We start from the raw sequence: 18,800 nt of genomic DNA on the forward strand, positions 1-18,800 counted from the left end.
CCCATCCGACGCGCTAAGGACACCCGCCATGCACCGCGCATTGATCGTTGTGGACGTTCAGAACGACTTCTGCGAGGGCGGCAGCCTCGCGGTGACGGGGGGCGCGGACGTCGCCGCCGCCATCACCGACCTGGTCGGCGACGCGGCGGGCGCCGCCTACCAGCACGTCGTCGCGACCCGCGACCACCACATCGACCCGGGCGGGCACTTCTCCGAGCAGCCGGACTACGTCGTCTCCTGGCCGAAGCACTGCCTCGCCGGCACGGAGGGCGTCGGCTTCCACCCGAACTTCGCGCCGGCCGTCGCCTCCGGGGCCGTCGCCGCCGTCTTCGACAAGGGCGCGTACGACGCCGCGTACAGCGGCTTCGAGGGCCGCGACGAGAACGGCGAGACGCTCGCGGACTGGCTGCGGGAGCGGGAGATCACCGAGGTCGACGTGGTCGGCATCGCCACCGACCACTGCGTGCGCGCCACCGCCCTGGACGCGGCGCGCGAGGGTTTCCGTACGCAGGTGCTGCTCGACCTGACGGCGGGGGTGGCGAAGGAGAGCACCGAGCGCGCGCTGGAGGAGCTGCGGGAGGCGGGCGTGGAGCTGACCGGGAAGCCGGTGGTGGCGTAGCCACTCGGCGGTTCAGGCCGCCGGTGCCTTCGGGAGCGAGCGTATGGGGTGCCAGAGCTCCTGGGCGGTGCTCCGCCACAGCAGGCCGTCCGGGTGGTGCAGGACGGCCGTGACCTCGTCCGGGGTCGGCGGCTCGCTGTTGCCGCGCAGGTAGACCGCCCGCAGGCCCAGGTTCCGCAGCCGGGTCAGGGCGCGGGCGCGGTTCGCGGCGTGCACGAGGAAGCGGACGGTGGCCCCGTCGCCGGCCGGACTGGGCAGTCCGATGGCGACGACGACGCTGCCTCCCGGCAATCTGCAGAACCCTCCATTGGGCATGCGGAACCACTCCCCCGTGGGTCGACTGTCAATAAGGTCGGGCGGCCGAGGCCGTAAGACGCACCTAAACACGATCGGCCGCCGCCCGCTAGAGGGCGACGGCCGATCACGCTTTGACCTGCGACGATGTGAATTACATCAGCGTCACTTGGTCGACGGGCCCACCTGGACCGTGATCGTCTGGCCGTTCTTCGGCTCCTTGACGACCTGGATCTTGGTGTTGGTGTCAGTTACCTGGACACCGGCGCGCTCGGTCTCCTTGAACCAGTAGACGCCCTTGCGGTCGTCGAAGATCGGGTTGCCGGCCTGGGACGGGACCCAGGTCGAGACGCCGGCCTTGTGGAGCGGGAAGCCGTCCGTGCGGGAGAGGCTGAACGGCGAGTCGTACGCCTGGACGCGGTTGCGCATCAGGGTGCCGTCCGAGTACTTCAGCGGGCTCGGGTGCGAGTCGATCGGGAGGACCAGACCCTTGCCCGGGTGCTGGGAGGTGTTGTTGTCCTTCTGGGACAGGTCCCACTTCCAGATCAGCAGGCCGTTCTGGTACGCGTAGTGCTCGACCCAGGCGGCCTTGTCACCCGTGAAACCGAAGTTGTACGGGCCGACCTTGAGGGTCGCGTCGTAGGACACGTACTGGCGGTTCTCCGCGATGTAGTACTGCTCGTACTGCTTCGTGAAGCCCTTGCCGATGCGTGAGAAGCCCTTGGCGGTCCAGCCGTTGTCGCCGTTCTCCGCGTTGTCCGAGAAGACGGTGGCGCCATCGGCGTTCAGGGTGATGGCGTCGGCCGCGAAGCCCTTGCCGCCGGCGCCGCCGTCCGTCTGGTAGCGGAAGCGCAGGTCGAACTTCTTGCCCGCGTACGCGTCCAGGTTGTAGACGAGCTTCTTGTACGCGCCGGAGACGTCGGTCAGCGCCGGGGCGCCGGACGCGTCACGCGGGAGCGGCTTGCCGTCGGCGGTGCCGTCCACGGCGGTCCAGTTGGTGCCGCCGTCCGTCGACACCTCGGTGTAGAGGTAGTCGTAGTCCAGCTCGATGTCGTACCAGCCCTGGAGCTCCAGGGAGGCCTTCGTCTTGCCGGTCAGGTCGACGGGGCGGGTCAGGGTGTTCTTGAGGTCGTCACCCATGTTGCTCCACCACTGGGTGGCACCCTCGGCGGGGGCCACGACATCGGTGGTGACGTTCTGCTTCGGCAGCTCGACGACGAGCGCCTGCGGGTTCTTGGTGTTGTACTCCGAGACGCCCAGCGTGTGGGTGGTCTTGGTGCCCCGCTGCCAGTCGTTGACCTTGGCGTAGTTCAGCCAGCCGAGCTGGAGCTTGTCCCACGCGGTCATGTCGCCGGGCAGGTCGCCGATCGAGTCCTTGCCGGTGCCGAGCCAGGAGCCGGACGACATCAGGGTCCAGAACCCGGTGGAGTTCTCGCCGCCCGAGGTGTCGTAGTGGTCCGGCAGACCGAGGTCGTGACCGTACTCGTGGGCGAAGACGCCGAGGCCGCCGTTCTCCGGCTGCATCGTGTAGTCGCCGACCCAGATGCCGGTGTCGCCGATCTGCGTGCCGCCGGCCTTGTTGCCCTCGGGGCCGGTCTTGCCCGCGTTGGTGCCGTAGGCGTACCAGCGGTGGGCCCACAGGGCGTCGGTCTTCTGCTTGCCGCCGCCGGCCGACTCGTCCTCGCCCGCGTGGACGATCTGGAAGTGGTCGATGTAGCCGTCGGCCTCGTTGAAGTTGCCGTCGCCGTCGAAGTCGTAGCGGTCCCACTGGTCGTACTGCGCCAGGTCGGCCTTGATCTGGGCGTCGGTACGGCCCTTGGCCTTCTGGTCGGCGACCCACGCGGTGACACCGTCGCGGACCGTGTCCCAGACGTTGGCGCAGTTGGTCTGGCCGCAGTAGTTCGAGCCGTAACGGGCCTCGTTGTACGGGACCTTGACCCAGTCGGCGACCTGGCCGTCGACCGAGTAACGGCCGGACGAGGTCTGCTCGTAGTAGGTCTTCAGGGACTGCTTCGGCTGGCCGTTCTTGTCCTTGCCGGTGCCGAAGTACAGGTCCTGGAAGTGCTGCCGGTTGTAGTCCGCCTGCCAGGCCGTGGAGTTGTCCGTCTTGCGGTCCGGCTTGGCTATGGAGTTGTGCAGCGGGCCGGGCTGGCCGCCGAACTTCGGCTTCAGCTCGGTCGTGTCGTCGTCCTTGCGGTCGACCAGGGTGGTGTTGTCCACCTGGTCGCCGAACTCGACGAGGATGGTGAAGATCTTGTCGGTCTTCTCGCGGCCGAGCTCGACGTACTTCTTGTTGTCGAGCTTGACCACCTGGGAGCCGCCACGGCGCTCGACCTTGGTCTCGCCGCTCATGACCTGCTCCAGGGCAGCCTTGCGCTGCTGCTCCTGCTGCCGGCTGAAGGGGCCTTCGAGGTCGTGGTCGACCGTGGTCTTGTCGACAGCCTGCGCGCCGCTCGTCGGAGCGCTTCCGTGGTTATCGGCCCATGCGGTGGTGAAGGTCGAGGCGGTGGCGGCGGTGGCCGCGAGCGCCACGACGACTGCGGACGCTCTGATCGCCCGTCGTCTGTTGGTCACTTGGATTTGTCCTCCCCGGCGCCCCTCGCCGCGGACCGGTGGTGGGGTGTCCGCTCGGCGGGTTCGCGCGTCACAAGTGACGACATTCGACCGGAGTTGGAGGAGAAAAGACAGATCTTGACTTGGACAGACCAACTGCACTATGCGGGAGCGGATTTCCGATAGTCGAACACCGCACAGGCGCATCATTGCGGACAAACGAACAGCGCGATGACTCCATGCGCCCCCCGTGCACCACTCCGGCGGGTACCGTGGGTTAGGTCACGCTTACTTCCTGTTCCGCTCGGGCATCCACCGTCGTAGAGTCGCTCGACAGTACGACTCCGCCGACGCACCCCGATCCTCGAGGGACGGTATCCGTCATGCAGCGTCCGAACGCCGCACAGTTCGCCTACGGTTCGGCCACCGTCGTGCTAGCGACCGTCGCCCTGCTGTTGCTCTCCCGCACGACCACGACGCTCGGCATCGCGGTGATCTGCGCAGCGGGGCTGATGCTCGGGGTGCTGGTGGCGGTGACGATGCCGGTACGGGCGACGCCCGTCAAGACCTCCGGCACCGCCCGCACGGACGAAATCCGGGTACCGGCCGCGCCCGTGGGCGCGGGGGCCGATACCCGGATGGGTTCGTAACTCCTGGTCCCTTTCGTCTGGTTACTGGGGTACGGCCACCACCACGGTCTTGGCGGCCTTGTCGTGCAGGCCCTGCTTGTACGGCTTGTCCACCAGGATGAGGATCAGGATCAGCAGCGGCCACAGGCAGGCGCAGCAGATCAGCGCGGGCAGCCAGAGCACGATCGCGCGGATGAGGGAGGCGTTCATTGGCGGCGTGGAGCCGTCGTTGAGCATCGCGACCCGCAGCTTCATCAGCTTCTTGCCGAGGGTCTGGCCGTTCCTGGCGGTCATCACGGTGTCGTAGGCGACGTACGCGACGATGGTGATGAGCTGGAAGACGAGCTGGCTGCCTCCGTTGAGGCTGTTGAGGGTGTCGCCGAAGTCGTTGTCGTTCTTGGTCGCCCGCTGGTAGATGTCGAACGGGATGCCGATGATCGCGAGCGGTACGGCGATGATCAGCCAGTCGATGATCCGCGCGAAGATCCGCCGCCCCGAGTCGGCGAGCGGCGGCATCCCGGCGAGCGGATCGGCACCGCCGTAGCCGCCGCCGTAGCCGCCGTAGGGCGGGGGTGGGGGCGGGGGCATGTTGTCGTACGGGTTCCCGGACGACGGGCCGCCGGGGGGCGGCTCCTGGGGCCCCTTGCCGAACGGGTCCTCCCCGGGCGGCGGACCCGGGGGCGGGGTGCCACCGGAGGGCGGGGTGCCGCCGGGGGGTGGACTCGGTTCCCGGGGCTTCTTGGCGAACGGATCCTCCTCGGGCGGCTGGCCCGGAGGCGGCGGCGGCTGATCGTTGCTCATGGGGGCAGTGCACCCCGGGACCAGGGCCCCCGCAAGGAATCGCCGCCCGTTAGGGGGACGGGCGCTGAAGTGGCCCGGCTACGGGTGCCTCGTCGATCAGGCCGGATCAGGGGCGGCCCATCCGGCTCTGATCCGCCGGACACGCCCTAACCGGCTACGAACGTACGGGCCGCCTTGTCGTGCCAGCACTGCCGCCAGGGGCGGTCGAACAGGCACCACAGCACGTTGAGCACCCCGAGCACGAGCAGCCCGAGCACGCTGTAGACCAGCCAGCGCCGCAGTGCGGCCCCGAACGTGGGCGGCTCGTGCGCCTCGATGTCCCGCACCTCGATCCCGCACACCTTCTTGCCGAGCGTGCGCCCCCACTTGGCGGTGGGCAGCGCCTCGTACAGCACACCGAGCACGAGCAGGGCTGCCAGGGCGATGCCGAACTGCAGGGAGGTCGTCGAGTCGATCAGCCACACCTGGACGGTGAGGCCGGACTGCTTGGCGGCCTCGATCTTGTCGTCGATGTGCTGGAGGGCGGCGGTGACGAACGGGTACGACACGGCCCCGACGGCCGCGCCGAGCACGACCGTGTCGATGAGCCGCGCCGCCAACCGCCGCCCCATCCCGGCCGGCCGAGCGGACGCCTGCGCCCGAGCCACCGACAGGAACGGATCCTCGACGACCGGCTTCCACGGGACGACGGGCTGGGATTCCTGCGGGGCGGACTGCTGGACGGCCGGAGCGTGCGCGTGAGCCTGCTGGGCGGGGGCCTGCGGCTGGGCCTGGGCGTGGGGCTGGGCCTGCTGAGCCTGGGCCTGCTGGGCCTGGGCCTGCGACGGGGCCTGCTGGGCCGCCCAGGAGGGCGTGACGGGCATGCCGCCGAGCCGGGCGGGAGCGCCGGTGGCAGGGGCGTCCTGCGCGGGGGCCGCGCCCGCGCCGCCGGGCCGCTGGCCCGGCAGGGCCGAGGCAGAGCCTGCCTCGCGACCGGTATCGGCGGCGCCACCGGCCGCGGGCCAGGCGGGCGCGGGCGCACCGGCGTTCGCCTGCCGGGCCGGGGCGGCCACTGGCGCGGCGTCACCGGCCGCAGGCCAGGCGGCCGCCGGGGCGCTGCCGGACGACCGGTCCGGAGCAGGGACCTGCCCGCCTGCGACGGGTCCGGCCGGAGTCGAGGAGGTGCCGCCCCCACGGGCGCCGGCGTCGGCCACGCCGCCGGGTCCCTGGCCCGGCACCGCCTGGCCGGCGGCCGCGGGCCACGCGGTCGGGGCGCCGGTGTTGCCGCTCCCGGCCGGGGAGTTCGAGGCGGCACGAGCCACGCGGCCACCGTCGCGGGCGCCCCCAGCGGCGCCGCCGGACCCTTGCTCGGGCTCCCCCTGCCCACCGGCCGCAGGCCAGGCGGCCGCCGCCGAGGAGCCGCCGGACCCCTGGTCCACCTGCCGCTGTCCGCCGCCGGCGGGCCGGTTCGTGGACGCGGCGGCCCCAGCGTCACCCGTACGAGCGTCGGCGTCGCGGGCACTGCCGGTCCCGTGCCCCGATCCGGCACCCTGCCCGCCCTCGCGCGGGTCGGCCGCCGGCCATGCGGATGCCGCGGCCGAGCGCGGATCGGCGGGCGCGCCGGCGGTGTCAGGCGTGCCCCACGAGACCCTCTGGTCGCGTTCGCCGCCGAAGCCCGTCTGGCCGGAGGTCGTCGCCTGCCAGGCGGAGGAGGGCTCCTGAGAGGCCGGTTCCGGGTCGGCGTCGAGGAAGACGGGGCCCGTCTCCTCGACCGCGGCGACCGGGACCGGCGCAGGGGCCGGGGCCGGGCTGGAGGCCAGCAGCGGGGCGACCGAGACGGGCGGGGCCGGGAGGGCTTCGCCCTCCTTGGGGGCAGGGCGGCTCGTGCCGGGGACCCAGGCGCCGCCGTTCCAGTACCGGATGTACCCGGGGATCGACGGATCCGGGTAGTAGCCCGCCTGCGGTACGTCTCCGCCGCCTCCAGGAGGAGTAGCCACTGCCCCGACTCCGTTCAGTCACAACGCCTTTGATCCGCACGGCCACGCCCCGACCGCGCCGTGCCCAAGGAGGACAGTAACGAAGAACGCCCCCGAGGGGACAAGGAGCCCGCCAGAAAGCCCCGCCTTCGGGGGACGGACCCGCCCTTTCGTCACTCACCGTGATCTTCGGGCCGTGGGTTCGCCGCGCCCGCCGCGTGGGCCGCCGCAGCGGTCGCCGCGGGTTTCCCACCTTCCCCGCCCTCCCGGAAAAATTCCCCGGAAAGTTTTCGGAAGTCGCGTAATGGATCCGCCCCACCCCCCTCTCTCCCCATGAAGGCCCACCCCTGGGCCCCGACCAGAGAGGCGGCACCGCCATGCAGAACACCGAGAACAACGTCGTCGAGCGCGAGCTCGAGCTGAAGCTCGTCCTCTCCCCCGAGCGCTCCATCCCCGTCCCCGCCCGCCTCGCCTACCGCGTCGACGACCCGTACGCGGTCCACGTCACCTTCCACGTCGGCTCCGACCATCCCGTCCACTGGACCTTCGCCCGCGAGCTCCTCGTCGAGGGCGTGTTCCGGCCCTGCGGCCACGGCGACGTCCGCATCTGGCCGACCAAGGTCGAGGGCCGCAACGTCATCCTGATGGCGCTCTCCTCACCCGACGGTGACGCCCTCCTGGAGGCGCCGTCCGCGCAGGTGTCCGCCTGGCTGGAGCGGACCCTGCGCGCCGTGCCGCCGGGCACCGAGACCGAGCAGCTCGGCATCGACGACGGGCTGGCCGAACTCCTCGCCACCACCGTGGTCGCCGACGACCTGTGGCTGCGCGACCCGTGGCCGTCGGACGAGTCCACGGACGGTGAGGCGTGACCCCACGGGAGGCGAGCCCCGAAGAGCCGGAAGGGCCAGAGGAGGCAGAAGACCCTAAAGGGCCGGAAGAGCCGAAGGAGCCGGAAGAGCCAATAGTTTCAGAAGAGCTTGCCCGGGTTCAGCAGGCCCAGCGGATCGAACGTCCGCTTGATCCCGCGCTGCAACTCCACCCCCACCGGCCCCAACTCCCGCGCCAGCCACTCCTTCTTCAGTACGCCCACCCCGTGCTCGCCGGTGATCGTGCCGCCCAGCTCCAGGCCGAGCGCCATGATCTCGTCGAAGGACTCCCGCGCCCGCCGCGACTCGTCCTCGTCGGCGTGGTCGAAGCACACGACTGGATGGGTGTTGCCGTCGCCCGCGTGCGCGCAGACCCCGATGGTCAGCCCGTACTTCTCCGCGATCGCCGTCGTGCCCGCCAGCATCGCGGCGAGCTTGGTGCGCGGTACGCACACGTCGTCGATCATCGTCGCGCTCTTGATCGTCTCCAGGGCCGTGAGCGACAGCCGGCGCGCCTGGAGGAGCAGTTCGGACTCGGCGGCGTCCTCGGCCGGTACGACCTCGGTGGCCCCGGCGGCCCGGCACAGCTCGCCGACCGCGGCCAGGTCGGCGGCAGGGTCCGGGGTGTCGAAGGCGCACAGCAGGAGCGCCTCGGTGGTGTCGGGCAGACCCATGTGGGCCAGCTTGTTGACGGCCCGGACGGTGGTGCCGTCCATGAGTTCGAGGAGCGACGGAGTGTGGCCGCGCTCCATGATCGCGCAGACGGCGTCGCAGGCGGCCGCCGCGGAGGGGAACTCGGCGGCGAGCGCGAGCTGCGCGGGCGGCTGCGGCCTGAGCGCGAGGACCGCCCTGACAACGATGCCGAGGCTGCCTTCGGAGCCGACGAAGAGCCTCGTCAGGTCATATCCGGCGACACCCTTGGCGGTGCGCCGGCCGGTGCTGAGCAGCCGGCCGTCGGCGAGGACGACGTCCAGACCGAGCACGTACTCGGCGGTGACCCCGTACTTCACGCAGCACAGGCCGCCGGACGCGGTGCCGATGTTGCCGCCGATGGTGCACATCTCCCAGCTGGAGGGGTCCGGCGGGTAGTACAGGCCGTGTTCGGCGACGGCGCGGGAGAGCACGGCGTTGATCACGCCCGGTTCGACGACGGCGATCCGGTCGACCGGGCTGATCTCCAGGATGCGGTCCATCTTGACCAGGGACAGGACGATGCAGCCGTCGGAGGCGTTGGCGGCGCCGGACAGACCCGTGCGGGCGCCCTGCGGGACGACCGGGACGCGCAGGGCGGTCGCGGTGCGCATGACGTGCTGGACCTGTTCGACGGTGCGCGGGAGCACGACGGCCGCGGGGGTGCCGGCCGTACAGAAGCTCGCCATGTCGTGGGCGTAGGAGGCCGTCACGTCGGGGTCGGTGAGCAGCGCTTCGGCGGGGAGACCGGCCCGGAGGGCCTCGTGGAGTTCACGGGACCGCGTCTGAAGATCGTCCATGCGTCCAGCGTGGCACCCGGGGCCATCGGTGTGAACCCGCCGGACCGGGAGCTCGTGTGCTCTTCGTACAGCGGCCCGCGGGAGCACAGTGAGCGCCATGAAGAGCGAGAACGTGTCGAGGACGGTGCTGGCCTGCGGGGTGGGCGCGGTGCTCGCGGCGACGGCGCTGCTGTACGGACCCGAACTGTTCGGCCGTACGCCGCCGCCCGCGCCCGGTCCCGCGCAGCGGGCGGCGAACGCGGCGAACGCGGGGGCGCAGGCGGCGCTGCCGGACCTGGTCGCGCTGATCGGCGACCGGGAGCAGTGGCTGAAGGCCCACCCCGGTGACGACGCCTCATGGGCGGTGCTCGGCGCGGCCTATACGGAGCGGGGGCTGCGGCGCGGGGACGCGGCGGACTTCCCGCGGGCGGAGAGCGCCCTGAAGCGCTCCCTCGCCGAGCTGCCGGCCGCCCGCGGGAACGTGGACGCGCAGCTGGGCATGGCCGCCCTGGCGAACGCGCGCGGCGACTGGAAGTCGGCGAAGGAGTGGGGCGAGCGGGTGCGCAAGGCGAACCCGAAGCGCTGGTCGGCGTATCCGGTGCTGATCGACGCCTACAACGGCCTCGGCGACTACAAGGCTGCCCAGAAGGCGACGGAGACGCTGGCCGACCTGCACTCGGGGGCGGCGGTCAGCACGCGTTCGGCGCAGCTGTTCCGCGACCACGGCTGGCGCGAGGACGCCGGCGCGGCGGCGCTCGACGCGGTGGCGCTGGCGGAGACGGGCGCCGACAAGGCCGCGGCGCTCGCCCGCCTCGGCGACCTGGCGTGGGAGCGGGGCGAGCCGGCGGAGGCCCTCAACCAGTACGGGACGGCGCTGCGTGTCGTACGGGATCACGGGCCGTCCCTCGCGGGCCGGGCGCGGGCCCTCGCGGCGCTCGGCCGCCCGCAGGAGGCGGTACAGGCCTGGCGGGCCGCCCTGGAGCGGCTGCCCCTGCCGGAGTACCTCCTGGAGGCGGGCGAGCTGTACGAGTCGCTCGACCTGGACGGGGACGCCCAGGCGCTGTACGAGCGGCTGCGGACCGGCTCCTGGACGCGCGCGGAGGCGGTCCTCGGCCTCCTGGAGGCGGACCACGGCGACCCGGCCCAGGCGGTACGGCGGCTGCGCGCGGAGTGGGACCGGGGCCACCGCTCGGTCCAGGTGGCGGACGCCCTCGGCTGGGCCCTGCACCGCTCGGGCGAGTCCAAGGAGGCGCTGGAGTACGCGAAACGGGCCACGGACCTGGGCCTGCGCAGCGCCCTCTTCGCGTACCACCGGGGCGAGATCGAGCGCGCCCTCGACGACTACGGCCCGGCCCGCCGCCACGTGTCGGAGGCCCTGCGTACCAACCCGTACTTCTCCCCGCGCCTGGCCCCCCGCGCGAGGGAGGCCGTCACGGCTCTGGGCGACCCGCCCGACGAGCTGCCGAAGGAGCTGCGCCCGGAGGAGCCGGCGAAGCAGGCGCCGCCGACGAAGACCGTGACGCAGAAGGCCGTCACGCAAAGGGCCGTGCCGTAGAGAAGGCCGTCACGCAAGGACCGTGACCGCGGCAGAGGCCCCGGGCGAGCCCCCCGTAACCCGCCCGGGGCGTGAAGGGGCCCGGCCCGGGGATGTCCCCGGGCCGGGCCCCTCGTTCAGGTGCGGCAGCCCTCAGAGGTTGCCGCGCTTGTCCTGTTCGCGCTCGATCGCCTCGAACAGGGCCTTGAAGTTGCCCTTGCCGAAGCCCATGGAGCCGTGCCGCTCGATCATCTCGAAGAAGACGGTCGGGCGGTCCTGGACCGGCTTGGTGAAGATCTGCAGCAGGTAGCCGTCCTCGTCGCGGTCGGCGAGGATCTTCAGCTCGCGCAGCTCGTCGATCGGGACACGGGTGTCGCCGACCCACTCGCCGAGCGTGTCGTAGTACGTGTCGGGGACGGACAGGAACTCGACGCCGGCCGCCCGCATCGCGCGCACGGTCGCGACGATGTCGTTGGTGGCGAGCGCGATGTGCTGGACGCCGGGGCCGCCGTAGAACTCGAGGTACTCGTCGATCTGCGACTTCTTCTTCGCGATCGCCGGCTCGTTGATCGGGAACTTGACCTTCTTGGTGCCGTCGGCGACGACCTTCGACATCAGCGCCGAGTACTCGGTCGCGATGTCGTCGCCCACGAACTCCTTCATGTTCGTGAAGCCCATGACCTTGTTGTAGAAGGTCACCCACTCGTTCATCCGGCCGAGCTCGACGTTGCCGACGCAGTGGTCGATGGCCTGGAAGGTGCGCTTGGCCGGCGGCTCGACGATCGGCTTGGCGGCGACGTAGCCGGGCAGGTACGGGCCGTCGTAGCCGGAGCGGTCGACGAGGGTGTGGCGGGTCTTGCCGTAGGTGGCGATGGCGGCGAGGACGACGGTGCCGTGCTCGTCCTTGAGCTCGTAGGGCTCGACGAGGCCGGTGGCACCGCGCTCGACGGCGTGGGCGTACGCGGCACGCGCGTCCGGCACCTCGATCGCCAGGTCGACGACGCCGTCACCGTGCTCGGCGACGTGGTCGGCGAGGAAGCGGCCCCAGTCACTGGTGGCCTTGATGACGGAGGTGAACACGAAACGGGCGGAGCCGTTGGTGAGGACGTAGCTGGCGGTCTCGCGGCTGCCGTTCTCCGGTCCGGAGTAGGCGGCCAGCTTCATGCCGAAGGCCGTGGAGTAGAAGTGCGCGGCCTGCTTGGCGTTGCCGACGGCGAAGACGACCGCGTCCATTCCCTTCACCGGGAAGGGATCGGCCTCGCGCTCGGTGGTCGGGGTGTGGTCGATGGTCTCAGTCATGGCAGCAGAGTCGCGCCGTCCGGCAAGCTGCGCAATAGTTTCTTGTTCCACTGGTCAGTCTGCCCAGTGGCGCGCCCGTTTTCGGGTGCGACTTGTACATCATGACCATCGGGAGGGCGTCGTGGCGATCGATCATCTGGACGGACGGCTGATCGTGCTGCTCGCACAGGAGCCGCGGATCGGGGTCCTGGAGGCCTCGCGCCGCCTCGGCGTGGCGCGCGGCACGGTCCAGGCGCGGCTCGACCGGCTTCAGTCGAACGGAGTCATCCGCGGCTTCGGCCCCGAGGTCGACCCCGCGGCCCTCGGCTACCCGGTGACGGCCTTCGCGACCCTGGAGATCAAGCAGGGCCAAGGAGCCGACGTACGCGGCCACTTGGCGACCGTGCCGGAGGTCCTGGAGCTGCACACGACCACCGGCCACGGGGACATGCTGTGCCGGCTCGTGGCCCGCTCCAACGCCGATCTCCAACGGGTGATCGACCGGGTCGTCGGTTTCGACGGCATCGTCCGGGCCTCCACGGCGATCGTCATGGAGAACCCGGTGCCGCTGCGGATCATCCCGCTGGTGGAACAGGCCGCGGGGGACGACGCCCCGCGGTGACGCCCCCGTGCCGGGGGGCCGCAGGGCACCAGCGGGGGGCGACCCGTCGGCACGACTTGCAAAGAAGTCTCTGCAAAAAACCCTTGCAGAGATTCCTTTGCAACTCTACTGTGGAGTCATGCCCGAGAAGCCCGAGCCCGAGCCCGCACCCGAAGACAAGCCCGCACCCCCCGGCAGCCGGGTGCTCGACCCGCGCTCCCTGCGCGGCCTCGCCCACCCCCTGCGGATCCAGCTGCTCCGCTCCCTGCGCCGCCACGGCCCCGCCACCGCCTCCCAACTCGCCGAGCGGCTGGGCGAGTCCAGCGGTGCCACCAGCTACCACCTGCGCCAGCTCGCCGCCCACGGCTTCGTCGAGGACGACCCGGAGCGCGGCAAGGGCCGGGAGCGCTGGTGGAAGGCGGTCCATCAGGGCACGGCCTTCGACGAGTCGCTGTACAAGAACCCCGACCCCGAGGTCCAGGGCGCCGTCGAGGTCTTCCTCCACGAGGTCGCGAACATCCACACCCAGGAGCTCAACACCTTCATCGGCAACCGGCACGAGTGGGTCGACGTGTGGAGCGGCGCCTCCGACATAAGCGACTTCACGCTCCACCTGACGCCGGAGCGGGCACGCGAGCTCAACGGCAGGATCCACGAGCTGATCGGCGAGTACCGCGACACCGCCGAGCCGGACGCCCCGGACAGCCAGCGGGTCCGGATGCACCTCCACGCCTTCCCCCAGCACGGCGCGAACTGACCCGACCCACCACCGGAAAGGCCGAACGCATGCACCCCGACATCCACCTCACCCTGCACCACCTGACCGCCGCCGAACTGCGGCAGACCGCCGCGACCACCGCTCCCTCCACCCCCGTACGCGTCCAACTGGGGTGGAGACTGGTCGAGTTCGGCCTGAAGCTGACCACGCCGCGCACGAGCCGCCCGGTCATCTGCGCCACCGCCTGACCGAGCCGGCTGCCGAAGCAACAGAATTCCGGGGGGAATCACCGTGCCCGCGCACGCCCGCACGCCACTGGCCACCGTCCTGGCCGCCAACGCCATCTCCATCAGCGGCAATTCGCTCACGCTCATCGGTGTCCCATGGTTCGCCCTGGAGACCACGGGAAGCCCCGGCAAGGCCGGTCTGGTCGCCTTCTGCGCCGCCGTGCCGGTCGTCGTCTCCGCCATCGCCGGCGGCCCCGTCATCGACCGGATAGGCCGCCGCAGGGTCAGCGTCCTCTCCGACCTGGTCTGCGGCCTCGCACTGGCCGCGATCCCGCTCCTCAACGAGGCCGGCCTGCTCCCCTTCTGGATGCTGTGCGCCCTGATGGCCGTCACCGGGCTCTTCCACGCACCGGGCGAGACGGCCCGCCACGTCCTCGTCCCCGACCTCGCCCGCCGGGCCGGCACACCGCTCACCCGCGCCGCGAGCCTGTACGACGCCGTCTCCCGGGGCGCCCGCATGACCGGCGCGGCGCTGGCCGGACTGCTCGTCGCGCTGATAGGCGCCGACACGGTGCTGTACGTCGACGCCGCCACCTTCGCGGTCTCCGCGCTGCTCGTCCTCGCCGGACTGCGGGGCATACCCTCCGCCGAGCCGCTGCGCGAGGCCCCGCCGCTCTCCCTCGCCGCCTACCGCTCCGACCTGCGCGAGGGCTACTCCTTCCTGCTGCGCACCCGGCTGCTGCTCGGCATCAACCTCATGGTGATGATCACCAACGGCCTGGGCCAGAGCTGGAGTTCGGTGCTGCTGCCGGTGCACGCCCGCCAGGATCTCGGCGGCTCGGCCGCGCTCGGCCTGCTCGTGGCGGTCTTCGGCGGCAGCGCCCTGCTCGGCGCCCTCCTCTACGGGGCGGTCGGACACCGCTTCCCGCGCCGCCCGGTCTTCGCGATCGGCTTCCTCCTGGCGGGCGCCCCTTCGTACGTGGTCGCCGCGTTCACCGACACCACGCTGCCGCTGCTCGTGACGATGGCCCTCGGCGGACTCGGCGCCGGGGTGCTCAACCCGATCCTCACCACCGTCTTCTACGAGACGGTCCCCGAGGACCTGCGCAGCCGCGTGGGCGGCGCCAGCACGGCCGGTGTCCTGCTCACCACCCCGCTGGGCGGGCTTGCGGCAGGCCTCCTGGTCGAGCGGGCAGGCCTGACCACCGCCCTGCTCACCTTCGGCGGCATCTACTTCCTGGCCACGCTCGCCCCGCTGGTCTTCCCCGCCTGGCGGGCCATGGAGTCCCCCGGCCAGGAGGCCCCCGGCAAGAGCACGCTCAGCAGCTCGGAACCTTCGACTCCTGCCCCTGCTCCAGGGCGCGAAGAGACGACACCGCGTCGCTGAGGGCGGTCACCGGGATCAGGCGCAAACCCTTCGGCAGCTCCGACCGCGCCTGGGAGCACTCGTCCTTCGGCACCAGGAAGACGGTGGCGCCGTCGCGCGCGGCGGCCTGTGTCTTCAGGGAGACCCCGCCGACCGCGCCGACCGTCCCGTCGGGCTCGATCGTGCCCGTACCGGCGACGGTCCGGCCGCCGGTGAGGTCGCCGCCGTCACCGTCGCCGTCGATCTTGTCGACGATGCCGAGCGAGAAGAGCAGCCCGGCGCTGGGCCCGCCGACATCGGCGAGGTGCAGATCGACCTTCACCTTCTTCGGATCCAGCTTCAGATAGCCGAGGGCGGCGAGGGTGGCCGCGTCCTGCGACTCCTTCATCTGCCCCAGGTTGCGCTTCTCGATCTCCTCGTCCGACTTGCCCGAGGGATAGACCGACTCGCGCGGCAGCACCGCCCGGTCCGTACGGAACCAGGCGTCGGCCACCTCCGCGAGCTCGATGGACTCCGAAGGCCCGGTCGCCAGGATCGTCGTCATCCGCAGCTGCCCGTCGGTGTCCCGGACCGGGACACCGGAGACGGTGATCACCTCACGCCCCTTGTCCTTGCCGAGCACGTCGGCCGTCGTCCCGGGCTGCGCGATCGAGTACGGCAACGGGGCGAGCCCGGCGACGGCGAGCAGCGCGACGACGGGCAGGGCGCAGAGCGCGAGCGCACGGCTGCGCGGAAGACTGGAGAGCACGCCCCCAATCTACTGGGCGCCCGTCCGGACCAGGTGACGGCCGAAGAAGCCGCGGAGCCGCCGTCGCAGCACCGCCACGGCCACCGCCGGGTCACCGGGCCCCACGAGCGCGTCCCTGGTGGCGGCGGAGACCAGCCCGGCGGCCTGGAGCCGTGGGACGAGGGCCGCGTAGTCGGTGACGGCCCAGTGGGCACTGCCGGCGAGCATGAGGCGCGGGGCGGCGAGACCGGCCCAGGAGCGTTCGACGCGGGCGGCGCCGTCGAAGTCCTCGGTGCGCACGAGGAGCAGCGGCCGGTCGAAGCCGTCCAGGGGGCCGAGGTCCAGATAGCCCTCCAGGTTCACGGCGGCACGGAGCCGGTGGTCGCCGTGCGCCGCGTACACGGCCGCCGTGCCGCCCGCGGAGTGCCCGTAGATCCCGACCCGCCCGAGGTCCATGGCAGCAGCGCAGAACAGCCCGCCCAGCCGGTCCACGACGAACCGGAGGTCGGCGACCCGGGTGTCGATCATCGTGCGGAAGGTCGCCTCGTCCGGCTCCCCGCGCAGGACGGTCACCCGCATGCCGCCCGCCGGCAGCTCCACCTGGGTCGCGTCGCCGGGATGGTCGACGAGGACCACGATCGCCCCGTGGCTCGCCAGGTCCTCGGCGAGGACCGTGCCAAGCGTGCGGGAGTCCCCGCCGCCCGGCGTGTACAGCAGCACGGGCCGGCGCCCAGGCAGCACGGGCGCGCCCGTGTGCCCATGGGTCAGGACACCGCCCCAGTCCACGGCCCCCGCCGCCGGCAGCCCTGGGTGGGCCAGCGGCGCGAGCTCGGCGAAGACCCGGGCGGCGGCCGGGGTGAGCTGCGGGGCACGCGGGTAGCCCCGGTCGGTCCGGGCCGGATGGACGACGGTCAGCACCACCTCCCGCGCACCGAGCGCGGGTTCCCAGGGGTCGACGCGCGAACGGTCGGTCAGCTGGACGGTGCGGACGCCGACGGGATGCGGCCCGGTAGGCGCGGGCAGCCGCAGCGGCGGCCGGGCGTGTGCGGCGGTCGCCGGCAGCAGACCCGCGGCGGCACCGAGGAGCGCCCCCTTGGCGAGAACACGACGACTGATGGCGGGTGATGAGGTCATACCCGGCATCCTTGGCGGGGACGGGGGCACCGGGCGAAGGTTCAGCCCTGTCCCGAAAGGCTGGCGCGAGACGAGGAGTCGTGCGGGTGCTGCGGATCCACTTCACACCGGCCGACCTCGCCCGCGTCCGCATGGCACCCCGCCCGGCGCCGCTCCAGGAGCTCCACGCCGCCCTGATGACCGCCGTCACGCCCCACCAGGAGCCACTCCTGGCCCGCTGGCGCCACCGGCTCCTGCGCACGCTGCCGGCCGCCGCGGACCCCCTGGCCGACCTGGTGCCGGCGGGCCGCCCCCCGTCCTTCCTCGACGTCCTCGGCGACACCCTGACCGACGCCTTCGAAAGCATCCGCTCGACCGTGCCGGAGATCATCCGCACGGATCTTGAGCGCGTTTACGGTACGGGCGCCCCGCCCCGCTGGATCCGGGCCCTGCACGCGGGCGAGCCGGCGGCCTGGCACACCGTGGCCAGGGCCCAGCGGGCGGCCTACGAGACGATCCTCGCCCCCGTCTGGCCGGTGGTCCAGGACATGCACCGGGCGGAGTTCACCCGGCACGCGCTGAGCGTCGCCGAACACGGCCTGGCCACCGCCCTGACGGCGCTGGCGCCGGCCACCCGCCTGAACGGCGCGGTGTGGGAGTGGCCGGCGACGGCGGACCGCGACGTCCGTCTCGACGGACGCGGCCTCGTACTCCTGCCGACCTTCCACTGGACGGCGGGCCCGCTCCTCCAGGACCACCAGGCCCGCCCGGTGGTCCTCACCTACCCGGCGGGCCCCGGCCTCCCGCCCGCCGCGGACGGCCCGGGCACGGACGAGGCCCTGACGGCCCTCCTGGGCCGTACCCGCCTGGAGGCGCTGCGCCTGCTCGCCACCCCGCACACGACCACGGAGCTGGCCCGCGCCCTGCACGTCAGCAACGCGACGGCCTCGGCGCACGCGGCGGCCCTGCGCGGCGCGGGCCTGATCACGACGACCCGCACGGGCAGATCGGTCCACCACGAGAGAACACCCCTGGGCACCCTGGTCACGGGCACCCCCTAGGGGGTAGGGCGGACCAGCGCCGGACAGGCCCCGCGCCGGGAGCCCGTCAGGATCGCCGTGATCGGCGTGATCGGCGGGATCGGCGGGATCGGCGGGATCGGCAGGATCGGCAGGATCGGCAGGATCGGCGAGACACGGACTAGCGCAACGCGTCGGCGACCTCCCGTGCCGCGTCCACCACGCGCGGCCCGACCCGCTCCGGAACGGCGTCCGCGAGCATGACCACGCCCACGCTGCCCTCGATCCCGGTCACGCCCACCAAGGGGGCCGCCGCGCCGCTCGCGCCGGCTTCCAGCTCACCGTGGGTGAGGGTGAAGCCCGGTTCGATGAGCTCGCCCTGCCGGGCGGCGAGGATCGCGCGGCCGGCCGCCCCACGGTCCAGCGGGTGGCGGAAGCCGGCCCGGTAGGCCACGTGGTAGTCGGTCCAGGTCGGTTCGACGACCGCGACCGCGAGCGCCTCCGCCCCGTCGACCAGGGTCAGGTGGGCCGTCGCCCCTATGTCCTCGGCGAGCGAGCGCAGCGCGGGCAGCGCGGCCTCCCGCACCAGGGGGTGCACCTGGCGGCCGAGCCGGAGCACGCCGAGGCCGACCCGGGCGCGGCCGCCCAGGTCCCGGCGGACGAGGGCGTGCTGTTCGAGCGTGGCGAGCAGACGATAGACGACGGTCCGGTTCACGCCGAGTCGGTTGGACAACTCGGTGACGGTCAGGCCGTGGTCGGTGTCGGCGAGCAGTTTGAGGACTCGAAGTCCCCGGTCGAGCGTCTGGGAGGTCTCCGCGGTCACGACGCCCTCTCCTTCGGAGTGAGTGACAGCGGACTCGTACGAGAGCTGCGACACCGGTCCCATCGGCGACGCACGTCAGAGGCCGCCGGCAGGACGGGGTACACCGGCTGCGCTCCGCGGCGGCGCTGCCACGGGGCGTTTGCTTGAGCCGGGACAGTAGCGAGCCGCTCCGCTCAGCGGAAGACCTCGTCCAGAATCCGGGCGCGTG

18 protein-coding genes are annotated in these 18,800 nt (G+C 72.2%); 9 read left to right on the forward strand and 9 right to left on the reverse strand.

All coding sequences use genetic code 11. The features are described from left to right. Nucleotides 1-28: 28 nt before the first annotated feature. Nucleotides 29-619, forward strand: coding sequence for an isochorismatase family protein (locus tag ACIGEZ_RS05385; RefSeq protein WP_399825917.1), 591 nt, complete (start codon nt 29-31; stop codon nt 617-619). Between the two features lie 12 nt (nt 620-631). Here ACIGEZ_RS05385 and ACIGEZ_RS05390 read toward each other — a convergent pair whose 3' ends face one another. After that, nucleotides 632-934 carry a hypothetical protein gene (locus ACIGEZ_RS05390; RefSeq protein WP_399825920.1) on the reverse strand — a complete coding sequence of 101 codons (303 nt, stop codon included), beginning with the start codon at nt 932-934 and terminating at the stop codon, nt 632-634. Between the two features lie 144 nt (nt 935-1,078). Beyond that, nucleotides 1,079-3,487 (reverse strand): immune inhibitor A domain-containing protein, encoded by a 2,409-nt coding sequence (locus ACIGEZ_RS05395; RefSeq protein ID WP_399825923.1) that lies wholly within the window; start codon nt 3,485-3,487, stop codon nt 1,079-1,081. Nucleotides 3,488-3,849: 362 nt separating this feature from the next. On the opposite strand from ACIGEZ_RS05395, the gene ACIGEZ_RS05400 reads away from it, so the two are divergent. Next, entirely contained in the window at nt 3,850-4,116 is a 267-nt protein-coding gene (locus ACIGEZ_RS05400) for a hypothetical protein (protein ID WP_399825926.1), read from the forward strand. Between the two features lie 21 nt (nt 4,117-4,137). On the opposite strand, the gene ACIGEZ_RS05405 is transcribed toward ACIGEZ_RS05400, so the two are convergent. Next, nucleotides 4,138-4,896: an RDD family protein gene (locus ACIGEZ_RS05405; protein ID WP_399825929.1), complete on the reverse strand. Its 759-nt coding sequence runs from the start codon at nt 4,894-4,896 to the stop codon at nt 4,138-4,140. Between the two features lie 146 nt (nt 4,897-5,042). Further along, the gene (locus tag ACIGEZ_RS05410) at nt 5,043-6,872 is read right to left on the reverse strand and encodes an RDD family protein (RefSeq protein WP_399825932.1); all 1,830 of its coding nucleotides are present in this window, start codon (nt 6,870-6,872) and stop codon (nt 5,043-5,045) included. A 356-nt stretch (nt 6,873-7,228) separates the two neighbouring features. Here ACIGEZ_RS05410 and ACIGEZ_RS05415 point away from each other — a divergent pair, with 356 nt between their 5' ends. Continuing rightward, nucleotides 7,229-7,720: an SsgA family sporulation/cell division regulator gene (locus ACIGEZ_RS05415; RefSeq protein WP_399825934.1), complete on the forward strand. Its 492-nt coding sequence runs from the start codon at nt 7,229-7,231 to the stop codon at nt 7,718-7,720. 98 nt (nt 7,721-7,818) lie between these two features. On the opposite strand, the gene ACIGEZ_RS05420 is transcribed toward ACIGEZ_RS05415, so the two are convergent. After that, the gene (locus ACIGEZ_RS05420; protein ID WP_399825937.1) at nt 7,819-9,207 is read right to left on the reverse strand and encodes an FAD-binding oxidoreductase; all 1,389 of its coding nucleotides are present in this window, start codon (nt 9,205-9,207) and stop codon (nt 7,819-7,821) included. Between the two features lie 97 nt (nt 9,208-9,304). Between ACIGEZ_RS05420 and ACIGEZ_RS05425 the strand changes: the two genes are divergently transcribed. Beyond that, nucleotides 9,305-10,741: a tetratricopeptide repeat protein gene (locus ACIGEZ_RS05425; protein ID WP_399825939.1), complete on the forward strand. Its 1,437-nt coding sequence runs from the start codon at nt 9,305-9,307 to the stop codon at nt 10,739-10,741. Between the two features lie 132 nt (nt 10,742-10,873). On the opposite strand, the gene hppD is transcribed toward ACIGEZ_RS05425, so the two are convergent. Continuing rightward, nucleotides 10,874-12,019, reverse strand: a complete 1,146-nt coding sequence (gene hppD, locus ACIGEZ_RS05430) for a 4-hydroxyphenylpyruvate dioxygenase (protein WP_399825942.1) — start codon at nt 12,017-12,019, stop codon at nt 10,874-10,876. Between the two features lie 121 nt (nt 12,020-12,140). Between hppD and ACIGEZ_RS05435 the strand changes: the two genes are divergently transcribed. From ACIGEZ_RS05435 to ACIGEZ_RS05450, 4 genes are all read left to right on the forward strand, one after another. Then, on the forward strand, nt 12,141-12,620 hold the full coding sequence (locus ACIGEZ_RS05435) for an Lrp/AsnC family transcriptional regulator (RefSeq protein ID WP_399825945.1): 480 nt from the start codon (nt 12,141-12,143) through the stop codon (nt 12,618-12,620). Between the two features lie 118 nt (nt 12,621-12,738). Beyond that, entirely contained in the window at nt 12,739-13,356 is a 618-nt protein-coding gene (locus ACIGEZ_RS05440) for an ArsR/SmtB family transcription factor (RefSeq protein ID WP_399825948.1), read from the forward strand. A 29-nt stretch (nt 13,357-13,385) separates the two neighbouring features. Next, the gene (locus ACIGEZ_RS05445; protein WP_399825950.1) at nt 13,386-13,565 is read left to right on the forward strand and encodes a hypothetical protein; all 180 of its coding nucleotides are present in this window, start codon (nt 13,386-13,388) and stop codon (nt 13,563-13,565) included. Between the two features lie 43 nt (nt 13,566-13,608). Then, the gene (locus ACIGEZ_RS05450) at nt 13,609-14,931 is read left to right on the forward strand and encodes an MFS transporter (protein WP_399825952.1); all 1,323 of its coding nucleotides are present in this window, start codon (nt 13,609-13,611) and stop codon (nt 14,929-14,931) included. On the opposite strand, the gene ACIGEZ_RS05455 is transcribed toward ACIGEZ_RS05450, so the two are convergent. Both ACIGEZ_RS05455 and ACIGEZ_RS05460 read right to left on the reverse strand, forming a co-directional pair. Beyond that, nucleotides 14,864-15,658, reverse strand: a complete 795-nt coding sequence (locus ACIGEZ_RS05455; RefSeq protein WP_399825955.1) for a S16 family serine protease — start codon at nt 15,656-15,658, stop codon at nt 14,864-14,866. The two genes, ACIGEZ_RS05450 and ACIGEZ_RS05455, sit on opposite strands and share 68 nt — an antisense overlap. A 9-nt stretch (nt 15,659-15,667) precedes the next feature. Continuing rightward, nucleotides 15,668-16,771, reverse strand: coding sequence for an acetylhydrolase (locus ACIGEZ_RS05460; RefSeq protein ID WP_399825958.1), 1,104 nt, complete (start codon nt 16,769-16,771; stop codon nt 15,668-15,670). An 86-nt stretch (nt 16,772-16,857) separates the two neighbouring features. Here ACIGEZ_RS05460 and ACIGEZ_RS05465 point away from each other — a divergent pair, with 86 nt between their 5' ends. Further along, on the forward strand, nt 16,858-17,811 hold the full coding sequence (locus ACIGEZ_RS05465) for an ArsR/SmtB family transcription factor (protein WP_399825961.1): 954 nt from the start codon (nt 16,858-16,860) through the stop codon (nt 17,809-17,811). 139 nt (nt 17,812-17,950) lie between these two features. Here the strand turns inward: ACIGEZ_RS05465 and ACIGEZ_RS05470 are convergent, their stop codons facing one another. After that, a complete protein-coding gene (locus ACIGEZ_RS05470; protein WP_352080204.1) occupies nt 17,951-18,592 on the reverse strand; it encodes a helix-turn-helix domain-containing protein in 642 nt (213 codons plus the stop codon). Between the last annotated feature and the right edge of the window lie 208 nt (nt 18,593-18,800).

It is taken from the genome of Streptomyces sp. NPDC085481 (genome assembly GCF_044541845.1).
Lineage (GTDB): Bacteria > Actinomycetota > Actinomycetes > Streptomycetales > Streptomycetaceae > Streptomyces.

Coding starts and splice junctions, on each gene's coding strand:
- ACIGEZ_RS05425 (WP_399825939.1), top strand. CDS start 9,305: ATGAAGAGCGAGAACGTGTCGAGGACGGTGCTGGCCTGCGGGGTGGGC.
- ACIGEZ_RS05390 (WP_399825920.1), bottom strand. CDS start 934: ATGCCCAATGGAGGGTTCTGCAGATTGCCGGGAGGCAGCGTCGTCGTC.
- ACIGEZ_RS05405 (WP_399825929.1), bottom strand. CDS start 4,896: ATGAGCAACGATCAGCCGCCGCCGCCTCCGGGCCAGCCGCCCGAGGAG.
- ACIGEZ_RS05445 (WP_399825950.1), top strand. CDS start 13,386: ATGCACCCCGACATCCACCTCACCCTGCACCACCTGACCGCCGCCGAA.
- ACIGEZ_RS05400 (WP_399825926.1), top strand. CDS start 3,850: ATGCAGCGTCCGAACGCCGCACAGTTCGCCTACGGTTCGGCCACCGTC.
- ACIGEZ_RS05440 (WP_399825948.1), top strand. CDS start 12,739: ATGCCCGAGAAGCCCGAGCCCGAGCCCGCACCCGAAGACAAGCCCGCA.
- ACIGEZ_RS05415 (WP_399825934.1), top strand. CDS start 7,229: ATGCAGAACACCGAGAACAACGTCGTCGAGCGCGAGCTCGAGCTGAAG.
- ACIGEZ_RS05385 (WP_399825917.1), top strand. CDS start 29: ATGCACCGCGCATTGATCGTTGTGGACGTTCAGAACGACTTCTGCGAG.
- ACIGEZ_RS05420 (WP_399825937.1), bottom strand. CDS start 9,207: ATGGACGATCTTCAGACGCGGTCCCGTGAACTCCACGAGGCCCTCCGG.
- ACIGEZ_RS05460 (WP_399825958.1), bottom strand. CDS start 16,771: ATGACCTCATCACCCGCCATCAGTCGTCGTGTTCTCGCCAAGGGGGCG.
- hppD (WP_399825942.1), bottom strand. CDS start 12,019: ATGACTGAGACCATCGACCACACCCCGACCACCGAGCGCGAGGCCGAT.